The following is a 21,950-nucleotide window of genomic DNA, read 5'->3' as shown; positions in this document are numbered from 1 at the left end:
CTTACTCCTGCAACGTGCCCGGGATCTGCGGCGGCACCGGCGCCACGTCGCCACACTGGGCGCGGTGGCGCAGGGCCTGGTCCATCAGCACCAGGGCCAGCATGGCCTCGGCGATCGGGACGGCGCGGATGCCGACACAGGGATCATGCCGGCCCTTCGTGACCACTTCGGTGGCATTCCCTTCGCGATCGACGCTGCGGCCGGGCACGAGGATGCTGGAGGTGGGCTTGAAGGCCATGGACACCACGACCGGTTGGCCGGTGGCGATACCACCCAGGATCCCGCCCGCGTGGTTGGAAAGGAAACCCTGCGCGGTGATCTCATCACGGTGCTGGGTGCCGCGCTGGTGCACGGCATCGAAGCCATCGCCAATCTCCACGCCCTTCACGGCATTGATCGACATCATGGCGGCGGCGAGCTCGCCATCGAGCTTGCCGTAGATGGGCTCGCCCCACCCCGCCGGCACGCCCTGGGCCACCACGGTGACCTTCGCGCCCACGGAGTCGCCCGATTTGCGCAGGGCGTCCATATAGGCCTCGAGCTCGGGGATCTGCTCGGCAAACGGCCAGAAAAACGGGCTGGTTTCGATGGCCTCCGGCTCGAAGCTGCGCGGAACCACCTCGCCGATCTGGCTGACGTGGCCCTGCACCGTCACGCCGTAGCGCTGGGCGAGCCATTTCTTGGCGATGACGCCGGCGGCCACGCGCATGGTGGTTTCGCGGGCCGAGGAGCGGCCGCCGCCACGCGGGTCGCGCACGCCGTACTTCTGCCAGTACGTGTAATCCGCGTGGCCCGGGCGGAATGTATCGAGGATGTTGCCGTAATCCTTTGAGCGCGCATCGGTGTTGCGGATGAGCAGCGCGATGGGGGTGCCGGTGGTGACACCCTCGTACACGCCCGAAAGGATTTCGATGTCGTCAGCTTCCCGGCGCTGCGAGGTGTGCCGGGAGCGGCCGGTGGCGCGCCGCTCCAGGTCTGCCCGGAATTCGCCCGCCTCCAGCGGCAGGCCAGGGGGACACCCGTCGACCACGCACCCGATCGCCGGGCCGTGGCTTTCGCCGAAGGTGGTAACGGAGAGGAGCTTGCCGAACGTATTGGAGGACACGGTACTTCCGTTGGGTGGTTAGTTCCGCGCGGCGCGTGCGGCGCGGATTTCCGCGGCGTGCGCGACCAGGTCGCGGCGTTCGAGGGCGAAAATACCCATCTGGCCTACCTTGAACTCGATCCACACGAACGGGACGCGCGGCAACAGGTTGACCAGGGCATGTTCGCTGTCGCCCACCTCGACGATCAGCAGGCCATCTTCGCTGAGGTGGCTGGCGGCTTCGTCGAGGATGCGCAGGGTGATATCCAGTCCATCATCGCCGGATGTCAGGCCGAGGACCGGTTCATGGCTGTATTCGGCCGGCATGGCGGCGTATTCATCGTTGGTGACGTAGGGCGGGTTCGACACGATGATGTCGTAGACCTCGTCCTTCACGCCGGAGAACAGGTCGGACTTGACCGCACGGACGCGGCCTTCGACGTGCTGGTAGGCGATGTTTTCGTTGGCCAGGCTGAGCGCATCGTCGCTGATATCGACGATATCGACCTGCCACTCCGGGTTGTATTCGGCCATGGCGATGCCGATGCAGCCGGAGCCGGTGCACAGGTCGAGGGCGCGCTCCACGTGGCGGTCATCGAGCCAGGGAGTGAACCGGCTTTCGATGAGCTCGGCGATCGGCGAGCGCGGGACGAGGGCGCGGCGGTCGCTCTTGAACTTGAGGCCAGCGAACCAGGTTTCGCCTACCAGGTAGGCAACCGGGACCCGATCGGTGATGCGCTGCTCAATGAGGGCGAGGACTTTCTCGCGCTCTTCGGCCACCAGCTTGCCCGCGCCGTAGGCCGGGGGCAGGTCCGGCGGCAGGTGCAGGGCCGCCAGGACCAGGTGGGTGGCCTCGTCGATCGGATTGTCATGGCTATGGCCAAAGGTGAGGCCGGCGGCGGAGAAGCGGCTGGCGCCGTAGCGGATGAAATCGATGATGGAGCTGAGTTCGCTGGTCACGGGCGGGGGCTTTCTTGGGGCTGACTGGGGAGTATAGCCGTCTGTCGCCCGCTCGGCCTCCGGCAGGGCTCGCCTTCGGTTATTTGGGGGTAAGCCCCTGAAAATGGCATAGCCAGATTGCCGATACGCGGGATCACGGTCGGCGCGTAGAGTATTTGCGGCCCTTTCAAGCTAAGGACTTCGCCATGATTTTCCGCTGGCGCGCCCTGCTTTTCCTGCTGGCATCCGCCGGCCCAGTTCATGCTCAAGAAATGCACGATCACGACCACGGCATCCCCGAGAAGCTGGGTACGGTGTCGTTTCCTGTTTCGTGTGCTGCCTCCGTGCAGCAGCCCTTCAACCGTGCCGTCGCCCTGCTCCACTCGTTTGCCTACGGCGCGGCGCAGAAGGCGTTTCGGGACGTTGCCGCGAAGGACCCGAAGTGCGCGATGGCGCATTGGGGTATCGCCATGACCGATTTTCATCCGGTGTGGCAGCCCGCGCTGCCGCCCGAAACGTTCGCCGCCGGGCAGAAGGAAATGCAGGAGGCGGTGCAACTGCAGCCAGCCGCGGGGCGCGAGCGGGAATATATCCATGCGCTTTCGTTGCTCTACGCGGCAGACGCGAAGCTCAAGCCTGAGCAACGCACCATGGCCTATGAGGGGGCTATGGCGAAGCTAGCGAAGGACCACCCCGATGACGTGGAAGCTCAGGTGTTCTACGCGGTGGCGCTGCTAGCGAATGCCTCGATGGCCGACAAGACCCATGCGCGGCAGAAGCAGGCGGTGGCCATCCTCGATCCACTCTTCAAGAAGTACCCGGACCACCCAGGCATCGCGCATTACCTCATCCACGCGTGTGACAGTGCGGAGCTGGCACAGCATGGCCTGGACGCGGCAAGAAAATACGCCGATATCGCACCATCGGCATCGCATGCGCTGCATATGCCCTCGCACATTTTCACGCGCATGGGGCTTTGGGAGGATTCGATCCGCTCCAACCTCGCCTCCGAGAAAGCCGCTCGCACGCAAGGCGACATGATGGGCGAGCTGCACGCGATGGACTATCTCGTGTACGCCTATGTGCAGACGGGGCGTGACAACGAAGCCCGGCAAGTCATCGCTGATATGAAAGCCCTGCCCCGCCTGGACATGACCAACTTTGCCATCGCCTATGCGGCCGCAGCCATGCCGGTTCGTGTCGCCGTGGAAGAAGGCCGCTGGGATGAAGCCGCGGCGATCACACCGCCGCCCGGGGCACCCGACTCGGTGGCGGCGATTTCCGTGTGGGCGAAGGGGCTGGGCCTCGCGCGCTCCGGCCACCCCGACCAGGCCGATGTGCAGGCGGCACGGCTGCGTGCCATGGAAGCCCGGCTGAGGACATCGGGGGATATGTACTGGGCGGACCAGACGGGGATCCTCGCTACCGAGATTGCGGCGTGGTCCGCGCAGGCGCGCGGCAAGGGCGCCGGGGCCGTTGCGTTGCTGAGCGATGCCGCCGAGAAGGAAGATGCGCTGGAGAAACGCCCCGTTACGCCGGGGCCCATCGTTCCGGCGCGCGAGCAGCTCGGCGAGCTGATGCTTGAACAGAACAAGCCCGGGCCTGCGCTTGCGGCCTTCCAGGATGCGTTGGCACAAGCGCCCGGGCGGGCAGGTGCGTTGCGGGGCGAGGCTAAGGCCAAGGCCGCGCCGTAACCGAAGCCCGCTTACGCTTTCCGCGGGCCGGGGTCGCTCGTGGCGGGCTTGCCATCTTCGTGGTGGCCCGCAAAACGACGCAGGTAGCGGGGGGCTTCGGGCGTGGTGATGGTCACGTCGTACCAGCCCGAGCTCGGCGCAAGATCGAAGGAAACCGCTTCCGTGGCGCCCACGTCAATGTTCACGTGCAGCGGTTCGGCTGCGCCATACGCATTAGCCACACGACACGTGGCCCGGACCTTTCCGCTGTTGGTGATCGCGACCTCGATGCGCCGCTCATTGGGAACACCGCGTATGACGGCTTCCAGCGCATCATCGGTGAAGCCGCGGAATGCGGCGTAGTAGCCGTTCGGCCCATGGATGCGCCGATCGTACGCGTCACCCTTCGCGGCCAGCGCCCACGCGTCTTCGATGCGGTCGCCGGCGGCAGCGGTATAGCGGCGCGGTGGCGCGTCGCGATCCAGGCCATCGTAGACGAGGAATGCCGCGCCCAATACGCCAGTGTTCCGAAAAGCGATGCGGCTCTGACCACCATCGAGGCGGTGCTCAACCGACCACGCGTAACCAAGGGCGCGCGCGGGACGCTGGCCCGGCTCCTGCGAGGGCATCACCTGATCGGTGGGTACCGTGATCGGCTTCTTGCCGTCGGACCCAGCGGGCACCGCGATGGCGGGTACCTTGTCATCGTGCGTGCCGGCGAAATCGAAACAACTGGTGAGGTCGCCGCACACCGAGCGACGCCAGCCGCTGATGTTCGGCTCTTCGACACCGAAGCGCTTTTCAAGGAAGCGGAGCACGGAGGTATGATCGAACGTTTCGCTGCACACCCAGCCGCCGCGGCTCCATGGGGATACCACGATCATCGGCACGCGATTGCCAAGGCCGACGACCTGAAGGCCATTCGGGTCACTGCCGGGGACGATCGGGTTGGAGATCTTTGGGTGTTCATCGAGATCCATCACCTCATCGACAAGGCTGTCGGCGAGGGCGGCGGAAACCACACCTCCCTCGCCGTTTTCCAGCGGCGGTGCAGGTGGTACGACGTGATCGAAGAACCCGTCGTTCTCGTCGTAATTAAGGAACAGGACGGTGCGGCTCCATACCTTTGTATTCGCGGTCAGCGCATCGAGCACGGCCCGGATGTAGTACGCACCATCCGCCGGCGATGAGGTCGGATGCTCGCTGTATTTGTAGGGGGCAACGATCCACGTGACCTGCGGCAGGCGGTCGTGGATCACATCATTGCGGAGATCACGCAAGGTGTGCGTGGAGACGCCATTGCGCACCAGCGGGCTTTTCGGATCCGCGCCTTCCTGCACCTGGTAAGCCGCAAAGAACTCCAGCGAGTTGTCGGTGTAGTTGTCGGTCGGCGAGCCGGGCTCGCCGGTGCCACCCTGGTAAACGCGCCATGTGATGCCGGCCTTCTCCAGCCGCTCGGGGTACGTCGTCCACGTGTAGCCATTCGTGTTCGCACGCTCTTCCGTGCCGGGGCCATTGGGTTTGGCACTCAGCCGACCGGAGGGATCCGACGTGCCACTCCACAGGTAAATCCGGTTGATAGCCGTATCTGCCAATGCGGAGGCGTGATACGCATCGCAAACGGTGAATGCGTCGGCCAGCGCATAGTGGAATGCGGCGTCGTTACGACGCAGGTAGGCCATGGTGAGCACATCCTGCTTCTGCTCGATCCACTTATCGTTACGCCCCAGGTTCCACGAGCCATGGCCCGTGCTCCAGCCGTGGTCCGTGCCTTCGTGATGGTCGCCGCTTGCTCGTGTATCGAGGTGGAAGGGATAGACCCATCCCGTATCGGCGCCTATACCGCGCGGCTTCCAGAACTTTGTATGGATCGCGGTGGTGGGCTGCTTCCACACCGGATCACCATCGCCGAGCTCAAGTACGCGCGGGTCGTTGAAACCGCGCACACCGCGCAAGGTGCCGAAGTAATGATCGAACGAGCGGTTCTCCTGCATCAGGATCACCACGTGCCCCACGTCGTCGATGCTACCGCTGCGTCGGTCTGGCGCGGTCGCCAGCGCGCGGGCGATGCTCGCCGGGATACCTTGCGCGACCAGCGATGCGGCGGTGGCGGCGGCAGCGCCTTGCAGGAACCGGCGGCGGTCGCGGGAAAACATGGGGCTAGTCCTTCAAGGAAGCGATGATCGCAGCATGCAACTCGGGGGTGGCGGCCGCCACCACGCGCCCACCGCTGTCGAGGCCAAGTGCGCGCCCCTCCCAATCGGTCATGACGCCGCCGGCCGCCTCGACCACCGGGGCGATGGCCAGGTAGTCGTACGGCATAAGATTGGACTCGATCACTGCATCAATGTGACCGGCCGCCAGCATGCCGTAGCTGTAGCAATCGCCACCGAAGCGGCGGGCATGCGCGGCACGACTGGTACGCTCGAAACGGGCCCATTCCTCCGCCGTGAACATGTCCGGCGTGGTGGTGTAGAGCGTAGCCTCGGCCAGCGCCTGGCAACCGCTGGTGTGGCAGCGCACCCCGTTCATGGTGGTGCCCACGCCCACGTGACCTACCCAGCGCTCATCCAGCACCGGCATATCGAGCACGCCAAGTACTGGCTTGCCGTGGCGAAGCAGGGCGATCAGCGTGCCCCACAGTGGCCAGCCGGAGATGAAACTGCGCGTGCCGTCGATCGGATCGATGGACCAGACAAACTCCGCATCCACGCGGGTAGCGCCGTATTCCTCACCGAGCAGGCCGTGGGTCGGCCAGGCCATCTCAATGCGCTCGCGGAGCATGGATTCCACACCACGGTCCACGGCGGTCACGGGGCTCATGTCCCCTTTCAGCGTCACATCGACCGGGCGGCGGAAACGTGGGAGTGACAAAGCACGTGCATTGTTGGCGATGCCGGTGGCAAAGCCTTCGAACTCAGCCCGCTCATCGGCGGACAGCGAGGCGTGGACGGTCACTCTGGACTCCAAAAAGACGTGCGCGATCTAGCGTTTGCACGTTTCACATTAATGACGAAATCGAAAATTTTCCTGTGGACTCGGAGTCCACATGTTTGCAAATATACCCAAAACGCCACACGGGTGGGTGATCTTTTCCACCGTGTCGCCTAGGAATTAACCCCAGGGTCTTCCATGCGTCCAGTCCACCACATCGCCAGCACCACCGCGCTGCTTGCCCTGTGTGCCTCTGCGCACGCGGGCAGCCTCACGGTGTATTCGGCGCTGGAGAGCGACGAGATCGCCACCTACATGGACGGCGCGAAGCAGGCGCTCCCCGGCGTGGATATCCACGTGCTGCGCCTTTCCAGTGGGGACCTGGCCGCGCGCCTGCTGGCCGAATCGGCTGAGCCACGCAACGACGTGGTGTGGGGCATGGCGGCCACCGACCTGCTGGACCCGCGTATTGCCGCGCTCTTGCAGCCCGTGCATAGCCCCGCGATCGATGCCTTGCCCGCCCGCTTCCGTGGCGCCGACGGCCGCTGGTTCGCCCCCACGGGCTACATGGCGGCTCTGTGCGTAAACCGCGAGGCGCTGGCGGAGCATGGCCTGCCAATGCCGCGGACATGGCGCGACCTTGCCTCGCCCAGGTACCGCGGCCAGATCGCCATGCCCGATCCGGCGTCCTCAGGCACGGGCTACATGGTGCTGTCGTCGCTCAGTGATGCCGGGCGCGATAGCAAGGGCATGCAGCTGGTGACCGATATCGCCGCCAACCTGGGCCAGGTCACGCTTTCCGGATCCGCGCCGTGCAAGCTCGCACGCATCGGTGAGTTCCCCATCGGCGTGTCCTTTGCCTTCTCGGCCATGCAGTCCATCCGCCAGGGCTACCCCATCACCATGGTTCTGCCCGCGGATGGCACGGGTTACGAACTGGAAGGCTCAGCCCTGATGAAGGGCGCCACCAACGTCGCCGATGCGAAGCGCTTCCTCGATTGGACCGCATCGCCAGCCGCAGCCGCGCTTTATCGCGGCTACAAGGAAATCGTGGCGGCACCGGGCAGCATGCCCACCGAAGAACAACAGCGCGCAGGGTTGCCGGCCAATGTGGTCGCCACCCTGCCCGCGCGTGATTTCGAAGCCGCGGCGCGCGAGCGTGCGGCACTTATAGCTCGATTCAAGCACCTCACGCGCTAAGGCGCGGGTTGCGGGGGAGATAACGCTTCATGCATCTGCGCATCGAAGACATCAGCAAGGCCTGGGGCGGCCAGACGGTGCTCGACCGCGTGTCGTTCAACGCGGGCGCCAGTGATTTCGTGTGCTTGCTGGGCCCCAGTGGCTGCGGCAAGACCACCCTGCTGCGCATCGTGGCCGGGCTTACCGAAGCCGATGCCGGGCGTGTGCACCTGGGTGGCAAGGACATTTCCCGCGTGCCTGCCCGCGAGCGTGGCATGGGCATCGTGTTCCAGTCGTATTCCCTGTTTCCCGACCTTACGGCCGCGGCGAACGTGGGCTACCCCATGCGCCTGCGCGGTGTGCCTGCATCCACCATCGCGACACGCAGCACCGAGCTCCTTGCCAAAGTGGGCCTGGGCGGCTTCGGCGGGCGCTTTCCCGATGAACTATCCGGCGGCCAGCAGCAACGCGTTGCGCTTGCCCGCGCGCTTGCAGCCGAACCGGCGTTGCTTTTGCTCGATGAGCCGCTGTCGGCCCTTGATCCGGCCATCCGCGCGCAACTGCGTGGCGAGATCCGTTCGCTGCAGCGCTCGCTGGGCATTCCTACCATTATGGTCACCCACGACCAGGATGAAGCACTGGCGCTGGCCGACACCATCGTCTGCATGAAAGCCGGCCGTATCGAGCAGATCGGCTCGCCGCGGGATCTGTACGAGCGCCCCGCTTCGCGTTTCGTTGCCGACTTCATTGGGCATGCGAACCTGCTGCCCACGGCGTTCGTACGCGAAGCCATGCCGGGCTTCCTTGAACGCCGGCCACCGGGCGCGGACGGTACATGGGAACTGTGCCTGCGCCCGGAAGATCTGGTGGTCGAGGCAAATCCCCGCGGCGATGCCGTGGTCGCGGATGTGACCTTCCTCGGCAATCTTGCCCGCGCGGGTATCGCATGGCGCGGCCAGCGCGTGGTCGCCGAGTTGCATGGGCGCAGCACGTTGTCCCCGGGCGAAGCGGTCTCCATCGATGCCATCCGTGGCGCGTGGGTGTGTACATGAGTTCCGTTACCACGCCGCACGCCGTAGCGCGCACGCGCAGCGTGGCGTGGCTATTGCTGGCCGTGCCTTGCGCCGGCTTGCTCCTGTTCTTCCTGCATCCGTTGCTGACCGTGGCATGGCGCAGCCTCACCGATGCCTCCGGCGCTTTCACGCTGGCTAACTACGCAAAGCTATGGGACGACCCAGGCCTGCCGCGCGCCGCATTGCACAGCGTTGAAACCGGCGTGGCCACCACCGTGGCGACGGTATTGTTCGGCCTTGGCATTGCCATGGCACTGCATCGCTCGCGTTTGCCTGGCAAAGCATTCATCCGTGCGACGCTTCTGCTGCCCATGCTCGCGCCTTCGCTTGTGCTCGGCCTGGGCCTGGTACTGCTGCTAGGCAGGAACGGCCTGATCCACCGACTCACCGGCTTGCCTACCGACATCTACGGTTTCCCCGGCCTGGTCATCGCCAATACGCTGTACGGGCTTCCGCAGGCGGTGCTCATCATCTCCGCAGCGCTCGGCCGGACGCCCGCGCGTCACTACGATGCCGCCGCATCGATGGGCGCGACACCGTGGCGCCAGTTCATCGACGTTACGCTGCCCCGGTTGCGCTTCGCCTTGCTCGCTGCGGCCTTCCTGGTGTTCACCGAAACGCTGACCGACTTCGGCAGCGCAGTCATCGTGGGCGGCAACTACCGCGTGCTGGCCATGGAGATTTACAGCGAGGTGGTCGGCCAGCTGGATTTCGCCATGGGTGCCACGCTGGGCATGGTGCTGCTGCTTCCTGCCCTGTTCTCGGTCTGGCTTAGCCGGCTGGCAAAGCGTCGCCAGGATAGTGGCGATGCGAGCCCCGGCCGCACGCTCATGCCTGCGCGCCATGCGGGCCGCGACACCGTGCTGGCCGTGGTTTCGCTCGCCGCGCTCCTGCCGATGATCGCCGTCGTGGGCACAGTCGCATACGTCTCGTTCGTCAAACTGTGGCCGTACCAGCAGGCGTTCACGTTGGCGAACTACACAGGCATGACCGAAGGGTTTGGCCCCGTGTGGACCTCCCTCAGCATGTCGTTCATCGCTGCCGTGGCCGGCACGGCGCTGGTGTTCGCGCTGTGCGCCGGCCTGCGCAAGGCACCGCCTGCGCTCGCCCGGCCCGTGCAGTTCATCGCATCGCTGCCTGCCGCGGTGCCCGGCATGGTGATCGGCCTGGGTTATGTCATGGCCTTTAACCACGGCCCATGGTCCGGGTGGCTCTACGGCAGCCTGATCATCATCGCGGCCTGCAGCCTTTACCACTACCACGCGCAGGCCTTCCTCACGATGCAGACGGGCATGCGCCAGGTGCCGGATGCGCTCGAGGACGCCGTCGCTGCGTTCGGCGGCGGCACCCGCGAAGTCCTTCGCGATGCCGTGCTCCCGTTCACCGCACCTGCCGCCATCTCAACGTTTTTCTACCTGTTCATGCGCTCCATGGTGACCCTTTCCGGCGTGATCTTCCTGGTCACCGCCGATGTGGGCCTGGCCTCGGTCACCGTGATGCGCCTGGACGAAAACGGCTTCCTGGCCCAGGCCGCCGCCTACGCCATGTGCGTGGTGGTGGCCGGCGCCCTCGCGCTCGGCGCCATGCGCCTGCTTTTGCACACACTCAAGGAACGACGCCATGTGGCATGAAGAACGACACACCCGCATCCGTGACCTGCTGCGCACTAGCGGCCAGGTCTCCGTGGAACGCATCGTCACCGAACTCGGCGTGTCACGCGAAACCATCCGCCGCGACCTGCTGGAACTGGCCGAACGCGGTGAAATCCGCCGTGTCCATGGCGGCGCCGTGCTCACGTCGGATGAGCCACCCATCGATGTGCGCCATGCGACCCGCGTTCGCGAGAAACGTGCGATCGCGAAGGTCGTGGCCAGCCTGGTGGAAAGCGGCCAGACGATCTTCATGGATGCAGGCAGCACCATGAATGTCGTGGCTGAAGCGCTGGCCACGCGTAGCGGCCTCACCATCATCACCAACGCGGTGGATGTCGCCACGCGTTTCGCCGCGCGCGAAGGCAATACCGTGCACCTGCTGGGTGGCCGCTTCAACGCCCAGATCGGCTGCACGATCGGCGCCGGCACCGTCGCCGAGATCTACCGGTACCAGGCGCACGTCGCCATCCTTTCGCCAGTGGGCGTGGATGCGAAGGCCGGTGCCAGCAGTTTTGAGCACGATGAAGTCGAGGTGGCCCGCGCGATGTGCACCAATGCACGCCAGGTCATCCTCGCCGCCGATCACTCCAAGATCGGCGTTCGCAGCCGCGCCAGCTGGTGCGCCCCTGAACGTATCGATGTCCTCGTTACCGACCGCAAGTCGGAAAAATCCCGCGCTTTCGCTGCCGTCCGCAAGGCGGTCGGCGAGGTCGCGCTCGCCTGATCCACCTACAACAACGCGCCAGGAAGGCCGCTTTACGCCTGTCGTTTAAATCGATTGAACCTCACTGTCACAGACCAAAGCCTTTCCGGAGCATCCCATGAGTTCCCTCCCCGCCCTCCGCCGTACCCTGCTGTGCGCCGCGGTCGCCGCGACGTTCAGCGGCCTGGCCAATGGCCAGGCCACCACGGGCCGCATCACTGGCTCGGCGCCTGCCAGCGCCGGTGAAACCGTGCTGATCGAAGGCAGCAATGGCCTTACCCGCGAGGTGGCTGTCGATTCGCGCGGCCGTTACAGCGCTGAATCCCTGCCGCTCGCCACCTACAAGGTCACCCTGCGCGCCAACGGCCAGCCCGTCGATACGCGCGACAACATCACCCTGCGTGTCGGTGCCGCCACCGAGGTGTCGTTCGATGCTGCGTCCACATCCAGTGCGCAGGACCTGAGCGCCGTTACCGTGTCGGCAACCTCGCTGCCCAAGATTGACGTCGCCACCGTCGCATCGAGCACCGTGATCACCTCGGCCGACCTGGCCCGCCTGCCGCTGCAGCGTTCGGCCGAGGCCGTCGCGCTGCTCGCACCCGGCGCCTCGCCGGGTTACAGCGGCTTCAAGAACGCCTTCGGCGGCACCCTGGTGAGCTTCGCCGGTTCGGCGGTCTCCGAGAACGCGTACTACATCAACGGCATGAACACGACCGACCCGCTCAGCGGTTTCGGCGGCGTGACCCTGCCCTACGGTGCTATCGACCAGCAGGAAATCCTGAGCGGCGGCTACTCCGCCATGTACGGCCGCTCCGATGGCGGCGTGATCAGCCAGGTGGGCAAGCGCGGCACCAATGAATGGCACTTTGGTGCCCAGGTGTTGTGGGAACCGGATTTTGCCCGTGCCAGCGCGCGCAACATCACCTACGGCCACGACAACCCGGCGCCCCCGGGCACGATCAACCAGCGCAACGACCGTAACCACGAGTGGTCCTCCACGATCAGCGCCTACGCCGGCGGCCCGCTGATCAAGGACAAGCTCTACGCCTTTGCCGCGGTGGAAATGGAGCGCACCCAGGGCAACAGCCTGGGCGACGTGAACCACGCCTACGACACCAAGTACACGTACAAAGACCCCAAGTGGTACGGCAAGCTCGACTGGAACATCAACGACAACAACATCCTCGAGCTGACCGGCGTCAACCAGACCCACCGCTCCAACGGCAACAAGTACAACTACGATTACGACACCAACACGATTGGCGATTACGCCAGCGAAGATACGACGTACAAGACCAAGGCCATGGTCTACGTCGCCAAGTACACCAGCTACATCACCGATGACCTGACCCTTACCGCGCTGTACGGCAAATCCAAGCTCACCTATTACAACGAGCCGCCGGATACCGGCGTCACCGGGCCGTTCATCGGCAACGTGAGCCAGCAGAACCCGGCACTGAACGGTGGCACGCCGATCAGCAACGGCCAGACCCTGGATACGATCGATAACCCGGACCACGAATCGACCAATCGCAACCTGCGCGTCGATCTGAATTACAAGATCGGCAGCCACTCGATCACCGCCGGTATTGATAACCAGGATTCGAAGGATATCGACGACGGCACCACCATCGGCGGTGACGGCTACGAGCTGTGGTACGCCAAGGGCGACCCCAACCTCAACATCAGCGACAGCCCGTTCGTCGGCAAGCCCGGCGACTACCCGGGCGGCCAGACCGGTTACTACGGCTACTACCGCCACTACAACACGCTCGCCTCGGTGCGCGTGAAGCAGCGCGCGCAGTACATCATGGACGACTGGCAGCTCAACGACCGCTGGCTGCTCTCGCTCGGCATCCGCAATGACCAGTTCACCAACTACAACCCGTCGGGCCAGCCGTACCTGAAGCTGACCAAGCCGCAGTGGGCTCCGCGCCTGGGCTTCAGCTGGGACGTGAACGGCGATTCCTCGCTGAAGGTGTACGGCAACGCGGGGCGTTACTTCCTTGCCATGCCCGCCTCGGTGGCGCTGCGCACCTCGGCCGGCTCGCTGGCCACCAACCAGTACTTCACCTATACCGGCATCGATGCGAACGGCATGCCCACGGGCGTCAATTTCATCCAGTCGGCCACCGGTGGCGCTGTGTCGCCTAACGGCGAGTACGGCCAGCCGCCCGATCCCAAGACTGTCAGCGCCAAGAACATCAAGTCCGAGTACCAGGACGAGTTCATCCTGGGCGCGGACAAGCAGATCAACGCCGAATGGGTGGCCGGTGCGAAGGCCACGGCGCGCAAGCTGCGCAACGCGCTGGATGACGTGTGCGATAACGGTGCGATCACCCGCGCCGCCATCGCCCAGGGCGCCGATATCGATGCGGTGACGGTGGGCAGCTGCTACCTGAGCAACCCGGGCCGGGCGAACGTGTATCAGCTGGCCAACGCGAACGGTGGCTACACCAACGTGACCGTGACCAACGCCGATTTCGGTTTCCCGCACCTGAAGCGCAACTACTACGGGCTGGACCTGTACCTGTCGCATCCGTTCGATGGCAAGTGGTCGGGCAAGGTCGATTACCTGTGGTCGCACAGCTACGGCAATACCGAAGGCCAGGTGCGTTCCGACGTGGGCCAGGGCTCGGTCGCGGCATCGCGTGACTGGGATTACGCCACGCTGATGAACTACGCCAACGGCGACCTGGGCAACGATCGCAAGCACCAGCTAAAGCTGTACGGTTCGTACCAGATCGCCCCGGAATGGCTGGTCTCGGCCAACATCCTGATCCAGTCGGGCCTGCCGAAGTCGTGCCTGGGCCGTTATGGCGCGAATGAAAGCGATCCGTCGGGTTATGGCAGCTACTACCATTTCTGTTTCGGCGTTCCGTCGGCGTACGGCGCCAAGGGCCGCGAGCCGTGGGAAGAGCTGGTGGACGTGAGCACCGAGTACCGCCCGCTGTGGGCCGACAAGAAGCTTGCCTTTACCGTGTCGGTGTTCAATATCCTGAACCAGCAGCGCTCGCAGCGCACCAACCCGGTCTCGGGCAGCACGAACTCGGTGAACGATGGCTACCAGCAGGTCATCAGCTACACCCAGCCGCGCTACGCCCGCTTCGGCATCACGTACGACTTCTGACGGAGCGTCCATGCATCCACTCCTGCGACTGGGTATCGTCGCACTTGCCGCCGGGGTCCTCGCGACCCCGGCGGTCGGTGGCGAAAAGACCTACAAAGACCTGCCCACGGAAATCCCGGCACACTTCACGCCAACCAACCCGGGCTTCAATTACGAACGGCGCACGGTCGATATCCCGATGCGCGATGGCGTGAAGCTGCATACGGTGATCCTGGTGCCCAAGGGCGCCACCCACGCCGGCATCCTTCTCACCCGCACGCCGTACGGCGCCGATGGCATGGGCCATCGCTCGGATAGCCCCAACCTGGATTCGGCGTTGCGCGGCTACGACAACCCGGCCGATATCATCGTCCAGGATGGCTATATCCGTGTCATCCAGGATATCCGCGGCAAGAACGGCTCCGAAGGCGACTTCGTGATGAACCGGCCGCCCATCGGCCACGGCAATCCCACATCGATCGACGAATCGACCGACATCTACGACAGCATCGACTGGCTCGTGAAGCACGTGCCGGAATCCAACGGGAAGGTCGGGATCATCGGCATCTCGTACGATGGTTTCGAGGCCATGATCGCCACGATCCATCCCCACCCAGCCCTGAAAGTCGCCGTGCCGATCAATCCCATGATCGATGGCTGGATGGGTGACGACTGGTTCCACCGTGGCGCGTTCCGCCAGCAGATGATCCCGTACATCTACGGCATGGTGAATTCGCGCAAGAGCAATATCGGCTGGACCACCGGCTACCGCGACGACTACGACCTGTACCTGCAGGGCGGCTCGGCGGGCGACATGGGTCGTGCTTACGGCATGGAAGCGCTCGGCTTCTGGCAAAAGGTACTCGCCCACCCTGCTTACGACAGTTTCTGGTCGGAGCAGGCGCTGGACAAGATCGCGGCGAAGGAACCGATGACCGTGCCGACGATGCTCGTGCACAGCCTTTGGGACCAGGAAGACAACTACGGCGACATGGCGGTGTACCGTGCCCTCGCGCCACGCGATCCGAACCACGAAAAGCTGTGGCTGGTGCTCGGCCCGTGGCGGCACGCGAAGACCTGGGAGAACGCAAGCACGATTGGCGCGATCGAGCTGGGTAGCGACACCGGCAAGACCTTCCGCCAGACCATGCTGCGGCCGTTCCTTGCGCAGTACCTGAAGGATGGCGCACCCAAAGCAAGCATCGCCCCGGTCAACGCGTTTGTGACCGGCGAGAACACGTGGCGCCAGCTGGATTCGTGGCCGTCCTCGTGCCGCGATGGTTGTGCACCGGCCATGCAGCGCTGGTATGCAGAGCCGAACGGCGGGTTCGCGACCACGGCGCCCGCCGCGGGCGATGACGAATACGTTTCCGATCCGGCCAAGCCGGTGCCCTACCGCGTGCGCCCCATCCAGTCGTGGTCGCATGGCGTGGCCGATCGCGAGGATTCTTGGCCGGAATGGCTGGTGGATGACCAGCGCCAGTTCGCGACGCGCACCGATGTGCTGACCTATGTATCGCCCGTCCTGGAGCAGCCGATGGGTGTCTCTGGTGAGCCGCTCGTGCATCTGCTCGCTTCCACCAGCGGCACGGATAGCGACTGGGTCGTGAAGCTGATCGATGTGTATCCGGACGAGGTCGAGGAAAAGCCTTCCATGGGCGGCTACCAGCTTCCGGTCGCGATGGAGATCTTCCGCGGCCGCTACCGCGAGGGTTACGACAAGCCCAAGGCGCTGGAAGCGAACAAGGCCCTCCCCTTCAGCTTCCCGCTGCCCACGGTGAACCACGTGTTCCAGCCGGGCCATCGCGTGATGGTGCAGATCCAGTCGAGCTGGTTCCCGCTGTACGACCGTAACCCGCAGACCTTCGTGCCGAACATCTTCAACGCGAAGCCCGCGGATTACGTGAAAGCCACGCAGAAGATCGTTCGCGATGGCGAGAACGGCACGTACATTGAACTGCCGGTGGTTAAATAAGGGAATGCAGGAGCGCGCTTGCGCCCGATTCGGGCCTGCCGCGAGTACCCGTCGCGCGCGAGCGCGCTCCTACAGAAGCAGATCCGCTAGAAATCCCAGCGCAATCCGATATTCGCCGACCAGCCGCGTGCACCGGCATCGCCGATGTTGTCCTGCCAATCGCCTTCACCGTAAACCGATAGCTTGTTGCGCCAGGCCCACGTGCCACCCAGGCCTAACTCCACCATCTGGCCAAACTTGCCGCCAGCGAACTGCTGGGAGACGTCGAAGCCCTCTGCACCGACATCCACCTTCGAGATGCCACCCCAACCCTTGATGTAGTTGGCGCGGGCATAGGGGATAAACCGGCTGCCTGCGGCCGTCGTCCATGTGCGATCGAAACGCAGGCCCGCGCGGCCCACGGTCTGCTCGAACGGCTCATAGCGCGTCGTTACCTGGTCGGTATCCACCTGGTCGCGCAGGCCGATGTGCTGGCGGATCAGCTGAAACTGCGGCTCGAGTTCCCAGCCGCCATCGAACCGAAATGGGTAACCGGCTTCCACCGAACCGTTCCATCCCGAACCGCGGACACGTGCAGTGCCCTTCATGCGCGCCGTGTCCACATCGCCTGCATGGCGGTCGCCCGAGGCGATAACATCGATGTAGAACCCGTTGACGTGCTGCCAGGTCACGAACATGGCGATGGAGTTGGTGTACAGCTTCGCATGGCTGTAGCCATCGGCCGCTTTCGGGTCCAGTTGCGTCGTGCCATGGGTATAGGCCACGCCCGCGCGCAGCGCGGAGTGATCCGCATCCAGCGCGAAGATGTTGGTGCCCACCTGTACCGCGCGCATGTCGATGTCGTAGTCGTACCCGTAGTCCCGGAACGCCCGGTTGGTGGCGTAGTGGTAGTCGCCACCGAAGTAACGGACGAAGGTCTCGCCACCCAGGCCCTCGCCAGGGCCATCCATGTTGCGCACCTCGCCGAGACGGCGGTGCAGGTTATCGATCGCGCGATAGCCGTAGAACGAGAGTGCGGACGGGGACACGATGGACGTGGGTACCTGCGGCACGACGGCAGGTCGCGCATCGGCCTCAGCTAACGGGCCGGAAGGCGGGGGTGGCGCAATGTACGCCTGCCCGGGTGCCGGCGTGGGCGCGGGAGACTCCGTGGTGGGTGCCGGGCATGGCCCATCGCAGACAATAACGTTGGCGAGGCGGTAGTCCCAGTAAGCGTCGCCCGACGTCGCGCCGCCGACGACGCGTTGCGGTGCCTCGCTCGATCCCGGCTGGAACGCGTAGAGGCCGTATTGGTAGGGCCCGAACGCGAGATATCCCCCATTGAGGCGGAACGCACCGCCGCCGGACCCGCCCGCCACCTGCACGACCGAAATGCCCTCGTCCGCGCCCACGTAGCCGTTGTGATTGGTATCGGTGATGGCACCGGTGCTGAGCGACGAGGGCGTGATGTCGAGCACGGTCTCGCCACTGGCATCGCCTTGTACCAACAAGCGGTCAGTGGTTTGCGCCGCCAGTGCGCCACCCGTATTCAGCATCGTGACAAGCCGCAGCCGCCCCATGTCGCCGGTGTAGTTTCCGTCGATGGTAAGCGTATTGCCTGGTGAACCCGCCCCGTTGGTGAGATCGATGGTGCCTGCGTTGGTTACGCTCGCTCCGCCCGGTGTCGCAGCGGAGATGACCGAATGCACGCCATCGCCTGCGAACAAGGTAGACGAACCGTCGATGTTCACGTCGCTCCCGGCAAGCACGAGTTTATCGGTCAACGTGAAGCCTGCTCCCTGAAACAGGTTGAAGGTGTTCCATCCCTGCAGGTTGATCCCTTTGGCCAGCGTATCGCTATCGAATGTACCGCCACGCGCCTGCGTGCCGTCGAACGTGAGCGTGTTGCCACCGCCGGAGCCGGCCAGCAGGTGGTACGTGGTCGACGTGTCCACCGCACTCACCGTAGCGGTATTGCCCGCGCTCCCCATCGTCACGCCACCCTCCAGCGTGCCACCCGTCCAGAGGAGGGTATCGCCACCCTCACCCGTTGCCAGCTCGCCGCGCACGCCGCCGGATGAGAGCGTGATGGTGTCGGCGCCAGCACTGCCTTGCACGGCAACCGCACCGGGCAACGTGGCCAGGATGCTGCCGGTGTTCGTGAGCGATGTGCCGGCGCCGTTGGAAAGGTCGACGACGGGCGCCACGGTGCTTGCCGACGACAAGGTGCCACTGTTTACGACCGACGATGCCGTCCCCGCGACCAGCGCGGACCCTCCGGCGGGGTTGAGGATGCTCACCTCCGCGGCCGTATTTACGGTGCCGCTGGTCAGGGCCTGAATCCCCGTGCTTCCGGTGCCGTTGCCATGGATCGTGAAGCCACTGCCGATGGCAAGGTCGCCATCGGTGACCGAACCATCGGCACGCCGGAAGGCGTAGCCAACGCCACGGCCATCGACTTCGAAGGTTGCCGTCGATGCCGGATCGATCGACGCCGCGGTACGCAGGCCCGCGCCATTGCCTGAATGCAGCGTGGCACCATTCAACGTGATCGCGTTCGTTTCCGCGGCATTCTCGATCGCGTTGCCGCTACCCAACACGGTGATGGTGGTGCCGTTGGCCACCAGCGATGTCGCGCCCACGTCGACGAGTACACCATGGGCACTGCCCCCGGTCGTGATGGCGGAGTCGCCGGCGCCCAAGGTGAGGCTGGCTCCCGAGGCAAGCCAGACGCCGGCATGGCCATCGTCGACCGTGATGGACCCGGCGGGATTCAACACCGTGCCCGCGCCCTCAATGCGCACACCCGTACCATTCCCGACCGCGATGCTGCCCGTGTTGGCGAGTGAGCCTGCGGAGCGAAGGATGGCACCCGTGGCCTCGGGACCACCCAGGTTCACCATGCCACGGTTCGTCGCTACCGCGCCGGTCTCGACGATAAGGCCGGTCGTGTTCGCGCCAGTGAAGTTAAGCGCGCCCGCGTTCGTGAGCGTCGCCTTGTTGCGTGCGATCAGGCCGATGACGCCCGCCGTTGACGAGTTCAGTGTCGCGAGGTTGTTGACGGAAGTCACGGTTGATAGCGCGCCCGATGCCGCCCCGGTCAGGTCGTGTTTCTGCCCATCGGCGATACCGGCGACCGCTCCGGCGCCGGTCAACGACATCGTCGTCGCCGCGTCGATCGTCGCCGTCGAACCACCCTCGGCAACGACACCTTGCGCGCCAGCACCGCTGACGTTGATGACGGCGTTACGCGTATTGAGCACGGAACCGGCGCCCGAGCCGAGCACACCGGTCGCCTGGGATCCCGATACCGATACCGTCAGGCCCGTACCATCGAAATCCGCACCGCTGTCCAGTCGAAACAGCGTGGACTGCGGCGTAGACACGTCGAGCGCTGCACCCGCGCCCACGTTGATCTTCGCGTTGTTGCCGAATGCAAAGAAGCCAATCTGCCTGCTGCCGGACTGGAACGTCGGTGCGGCGCCTGCCGCGACGTTGACCGTTGCACGGCCGCGCGCGTGGATGCCGATGGCGCCATCGCCCTGCAGGTTGACCGGGCCCTGGATATCGCCCGTGGCGGTGGCACTGCCCTGCCCTTCGACCCATACACCGTAGTTTCGCGTGCCGCTGGCGGGATCCGCGCCGCCGGCCACGTTGATCGTGCCGGTGGAATGAATCAACGACGGCGTGCCAGCGGTCGACACGGCCTTGAGCGCCGTGCCATTCACCCCGGTGACGTTGATGGTTCCCGTGTTGCGGATGCCTGGCCCGGTCGCCCCGGCATTGACCACCGAGATGCCGATATTCTCGCGAGGCACGGCCGCGGCGCGCCCTGCGATATTCAGGGTGCCGGCATTGGTGACGTTCGCCGCGGGTGCCGTAACAAGTATGCCCGCCGCGTTCTGCGTCCCGGCACCGATCGTGATGGTGCCCTGGTTGTTCACGGTGGCGGCCGTGGGCACGTTGATACCCGTGGTGATCGTACCCTGGTTGATCGCCACGTCTGCCGGTGTATCGCCGGATGCGTACTGCGGCCCGCGACCGATGTAGATCAGGCCGCTCGCACTATTGGTGAAGGAGGCAGTGGCATCGTTGAGGTATACCCCATCCATCGACCCGTTGGAACGTGAACCGGTGACACCCACGTTGACGAAACCGTCGTTCGTGGCATTCGCGTTGGCACCCACCCGGATGCCCGTGGACTTGCCGGCACCGTTGGTCGTACCCGTCGCGAGGTTGATGATGCCACCCGCGGCATTGTTGAACGTGCTTCCGGATTGCACATCGACGATGTTCGCACCGAACGCGCCGCTCGATATACCGCCATCCGCGTTCGGGTAGAAGTTACCGTTGATGACGCCCGCGTTCGTTCCCGAGCTGGCCCCGGTAAGCACCAGCGCCGAACCGTCCCCGCTACTGTGCTGCGCGCCAAGCGAGCCCTGGTTGACGAACGTGGCGCCACTGTCGGCACGCACGGCACCGCCGTTGGCATTCATCACCTCCAGAACGGCGCCGGCGTTGATCGTGCCATGCGCGTTCGGCCCCACCAGGCGCATGACGATGCGATCGCCAATGGGCTGTGCCACATCATCCGGGGGGCTATCGGCGGTGATGCCGTAGGTAATCTGTTCGGTGGTCGAGGTATAGCCGAGCGAGAACAACGTGATGTACTGCGCGGGATCCAGCTTGCCAGCCTGGATCTGCGCGATCAGGAAATTGTTGTAGTCGCGCAACTGGGCGTCGTTGGTCACCGTGTGGGACGCGGTGCCGTCGGCGGTGGTGACGTTGAACGTGCCGCCGTAATGGGCCACGAATGAGACGCCGTACGTACGCGGCTGGGTCGGGTCGGCGACTTCGCCGTTGAACGTAATGCGGTTCTGGCCCGCCCATAGGATGTTGCTGGCTGCCGTGCCGGTGCCATCGGCGTAGAACAGATCGGTTTGCTTGGCTGCCATGCTCCAGGCGTTGGTAGCGGCCTGGCTATTGGCGCCGGAGCCGATAGCCACCGTGAGCGTGCCGCCACCGGCGCCGACCTGGCCTACCCGCGCATCGATGTATTGGTTGTCGCCGACGTTGACGATGTCGGGCACCACCGTGGCGTACGCGACCGGGGCCAGTGCGAACAGGTTGCTGGTGTTGTAGACCGAGACGACGCGATTGGTACCGGTAATTGGATCCTTCACCGTGATGCCGAAGTTCTGGCTGCCGGGATTGAGCCGGGCGGCGCCGATCCACTGCTGCCCGGCGATGATCCGGCCCAGGTCGCTCAGCTGCTGCAGCGTGGTGTCTTGCGTACCGGTCTGACCTGGCTGGAACTGTTGCGGCCCGTTGATGGTGACGTTGCCACCGGCGGGCACGTCGGTGCGTCCCACTTCAAGGTCGTTATTCACCGGGTCATAGGGCGGCACGGTGACGGTCTGCGCCCGTATGGCGGCGAAGGGCCCGAGCAGCGCGGTGGCAATGGCGAGCGCAAGCACAACACGGTTGGCGCCGCCCAGGGTGGGGCGGCGGAGTAGCGCATCACAGGTTTTCATCTTCTTATCCCGTTAGCGCCGCCGTCCGGAGCGGCATGGCGCACGGGCGGGCATGGTTCGCCCGGGTACTGCGAAAGGCCCCCTTCCTCCGCTCCCACCCCCGGGGCCTCATGGCC

Annotated in this window: 12 protein-coding genes; 7 read left to right on the top strand and 5 right to left on the bottom strand. The window is 65.0% G+C overall.

Annotated elements, in window-relative coordinates; translation table 11 throughout:
* Position 1: 1 nt before the first annotated feature.
* Both aroC and prmB read right to left on the bottom strand, forming a co-directional pair.
* Positions 2-1,105, bottom strand: a complete 1,104-nt coding sequence (gene aroC / locus ABIE56_RS16155; protein WP_429244815.1) for a chorismate synthase — start codon at positions 1,103-1,105, stop codon at positions 2-4.
* Between the two features lie 18 nt (positions 1,106-1,123).
* Positions 1,124-2,044 carry a 50S ribosomal protein L3 N(5)-glutamine methyltransferase gene (gene prmB / locus ABIE56_RS16150; RefSeq protein WP_429244814.1) on the bottom strand — a complete coding sequence of 307 codons (921 nt, stop codon included), beginning with the start codon at positions 2,042-2,044 and terminating at the stop codon, positions 1,124-1,126.
* Positions 2,045-2,229: 185 nt separating this feature from the next.
* On the opposite strand from prmB, the gene ABIE56_RS16145 reads away from it, so the two are divergent.
* Positions 2,230-3,717: a hypothetical protein gene (locus ABIE56_RS16145; protein ID WP_429244813.1), complete on the top strand. Its 1,488-nt coding sequence runs from the start codon at positions 2,230-2,232 to the stop codon at positions 3,715-3,717.
* An 11-nt stretch (positions 3,718-3,728) separates the two neighbouring features.
* Here ABIE56_RS16145 and ABIE56_RS16140 read toward each other — a convergent pair whose 3' ends face one another.
* Positions 3,729-5,852 carry a phosphocholine-specific phospholipase C gene (locus ABIE56_RS16140; RefSeq protein ID WP_429244812.1) on the bottom strand — a complete coding sequence of 708 codons (2,124 nt, stop codon included), beginning with the start codon at positions 5,850-5,852 and terminating at the stop codon, positions 3,729-3,731.
* 4 nt (positions 5,853-5,856) lie between these two features.
* Positions 5,857-6,654 carry a histidinol-phosphatase gene (hisN, locus tag ABIE56_RS16135; protein WP_429244811.1) on the bottom strand — a complete coding sequence of 266 codons (798 nt, stop codon included), beginning with the start codon at positions 6,652-6,654 and terminating at the stop codon, positions 5,857-5,859.
* A 174-nt stretch (positions 6,655-6,828) separates the two neighbouring features.
* On the opposite strand from hisN, the gene ABIE56_RS16130 reads away from it, so the two are divergent.
* The 6 genes from ABIE56_RS16130 (at position 6,829) to ABIE56_RS16105 (ending at position 16,321) form a co-directional block, all read left to right on the top strand.
* Positions 6,829-7,830, top strand: coding sequence for an ABC transporter substrate-binding protein (locus ABIE56_RS16130; RefSeq protein ID WP_429244810.1), 1,002 nt, complete (start codon positions 6,829-6,831; stop codon positions 7,828-7,830).
* Positions 7,831-7,859: 29 nt separating this feature from the next.
* Positions 7,860-8,861: an ABC transporter ATP-binding protein gene (locus ABIE56_RS16125; protein ID WP_429244809.1), complete on the top strand. Its 1,002-nt coding sequence runs from the start codon at positions 7,860-7,862 to the stop codon at positions 8,859-8,861.
* The gene (locus ABIE56_RS16120) at positions 8,858-10,513 is read left to right on the top strand and encodes an ABC transporter permease subunit (protein WP_429244808.1); all 1,656 of its coding nucleotides are present in this window, start codon (positions 8,858-8,860) and stop codon (positions 10,511-10,513) included. Before ABIE56_RS16125 ends, ABIE56_RS16120 begins: the two co-directional genes overlap by 4 nt.
* Positions 10,503-11,258 (top strand): DeoR/GlpR family DNA-binding transcription regulator, encoded by a 756-nt coding sequence (locus ABIE56_RS16115; protein ID WP_429244807.1) that lies wholly within the window; start codon positions 10,503-10,505, stop codon positions 11,256-11,258. Before ABIE56_RS16120 ends, ABIE56_RS16115 begins: the two co-directional genes overlap by 11 nt.
* A 97-nt stretch (positions 11,259-11,355) precedes the next feature.
* Complete coding sequence (locus tag ABIE56_RS16110) at positions 11,356-14,367, top strand: TonB-dependent receptor (protein ID WP_429244806.1); 3,012 nt, start codon at positions 11,356-11,358, stop codon at positions 14,365-14,367.
* A gap of 10 nt (positions 14,368-14,377) precedes the next feature.
* Positions 14,378-16,321, top strand: coding sequence for a CocE/NonD family hydrolase (locus ABIE56_RS16105; RefSeq protein ID WP_429244805.1), 1,944 nt, complete (start codon positions 14,378-14,380; stop codon positions 16,319-16,321).
* A gap of 86 nt (positions 16,322-16,407) precedes the next feature.
* Here ABIE56_RS16105 and ABIE56_RS16100 read toward each other — a convergent pair whose 3' ends face one another.
* Complete coding sequence (locus ABIE56_RS16100) at positions 16,408-21,834, bottom strand: autotransporter outer membrane beta-barrel domain-containing protein (protein WP_429244804.1); 5,427 nt, start codon at positions 21,832-21,834, stop codon at positions 16,408-16,410.
* Positions 21,835-21,950 lie beyond the last annotated feature (116 nt).

The sequence above is a fragment of the Luteibacter sp. 621 genome (assembly GCF_050435445.1).
In the GTDB taxonomy this organism is placed as follows: Bacteria; Pseudomonadota; Gammaproteobacteria; order Xanthomonadales; family Rhodanobacteraceae; genus Luteibacter.
This window is presented reverse-complemented; position numbering and strand designations above follow the sequence as displayed.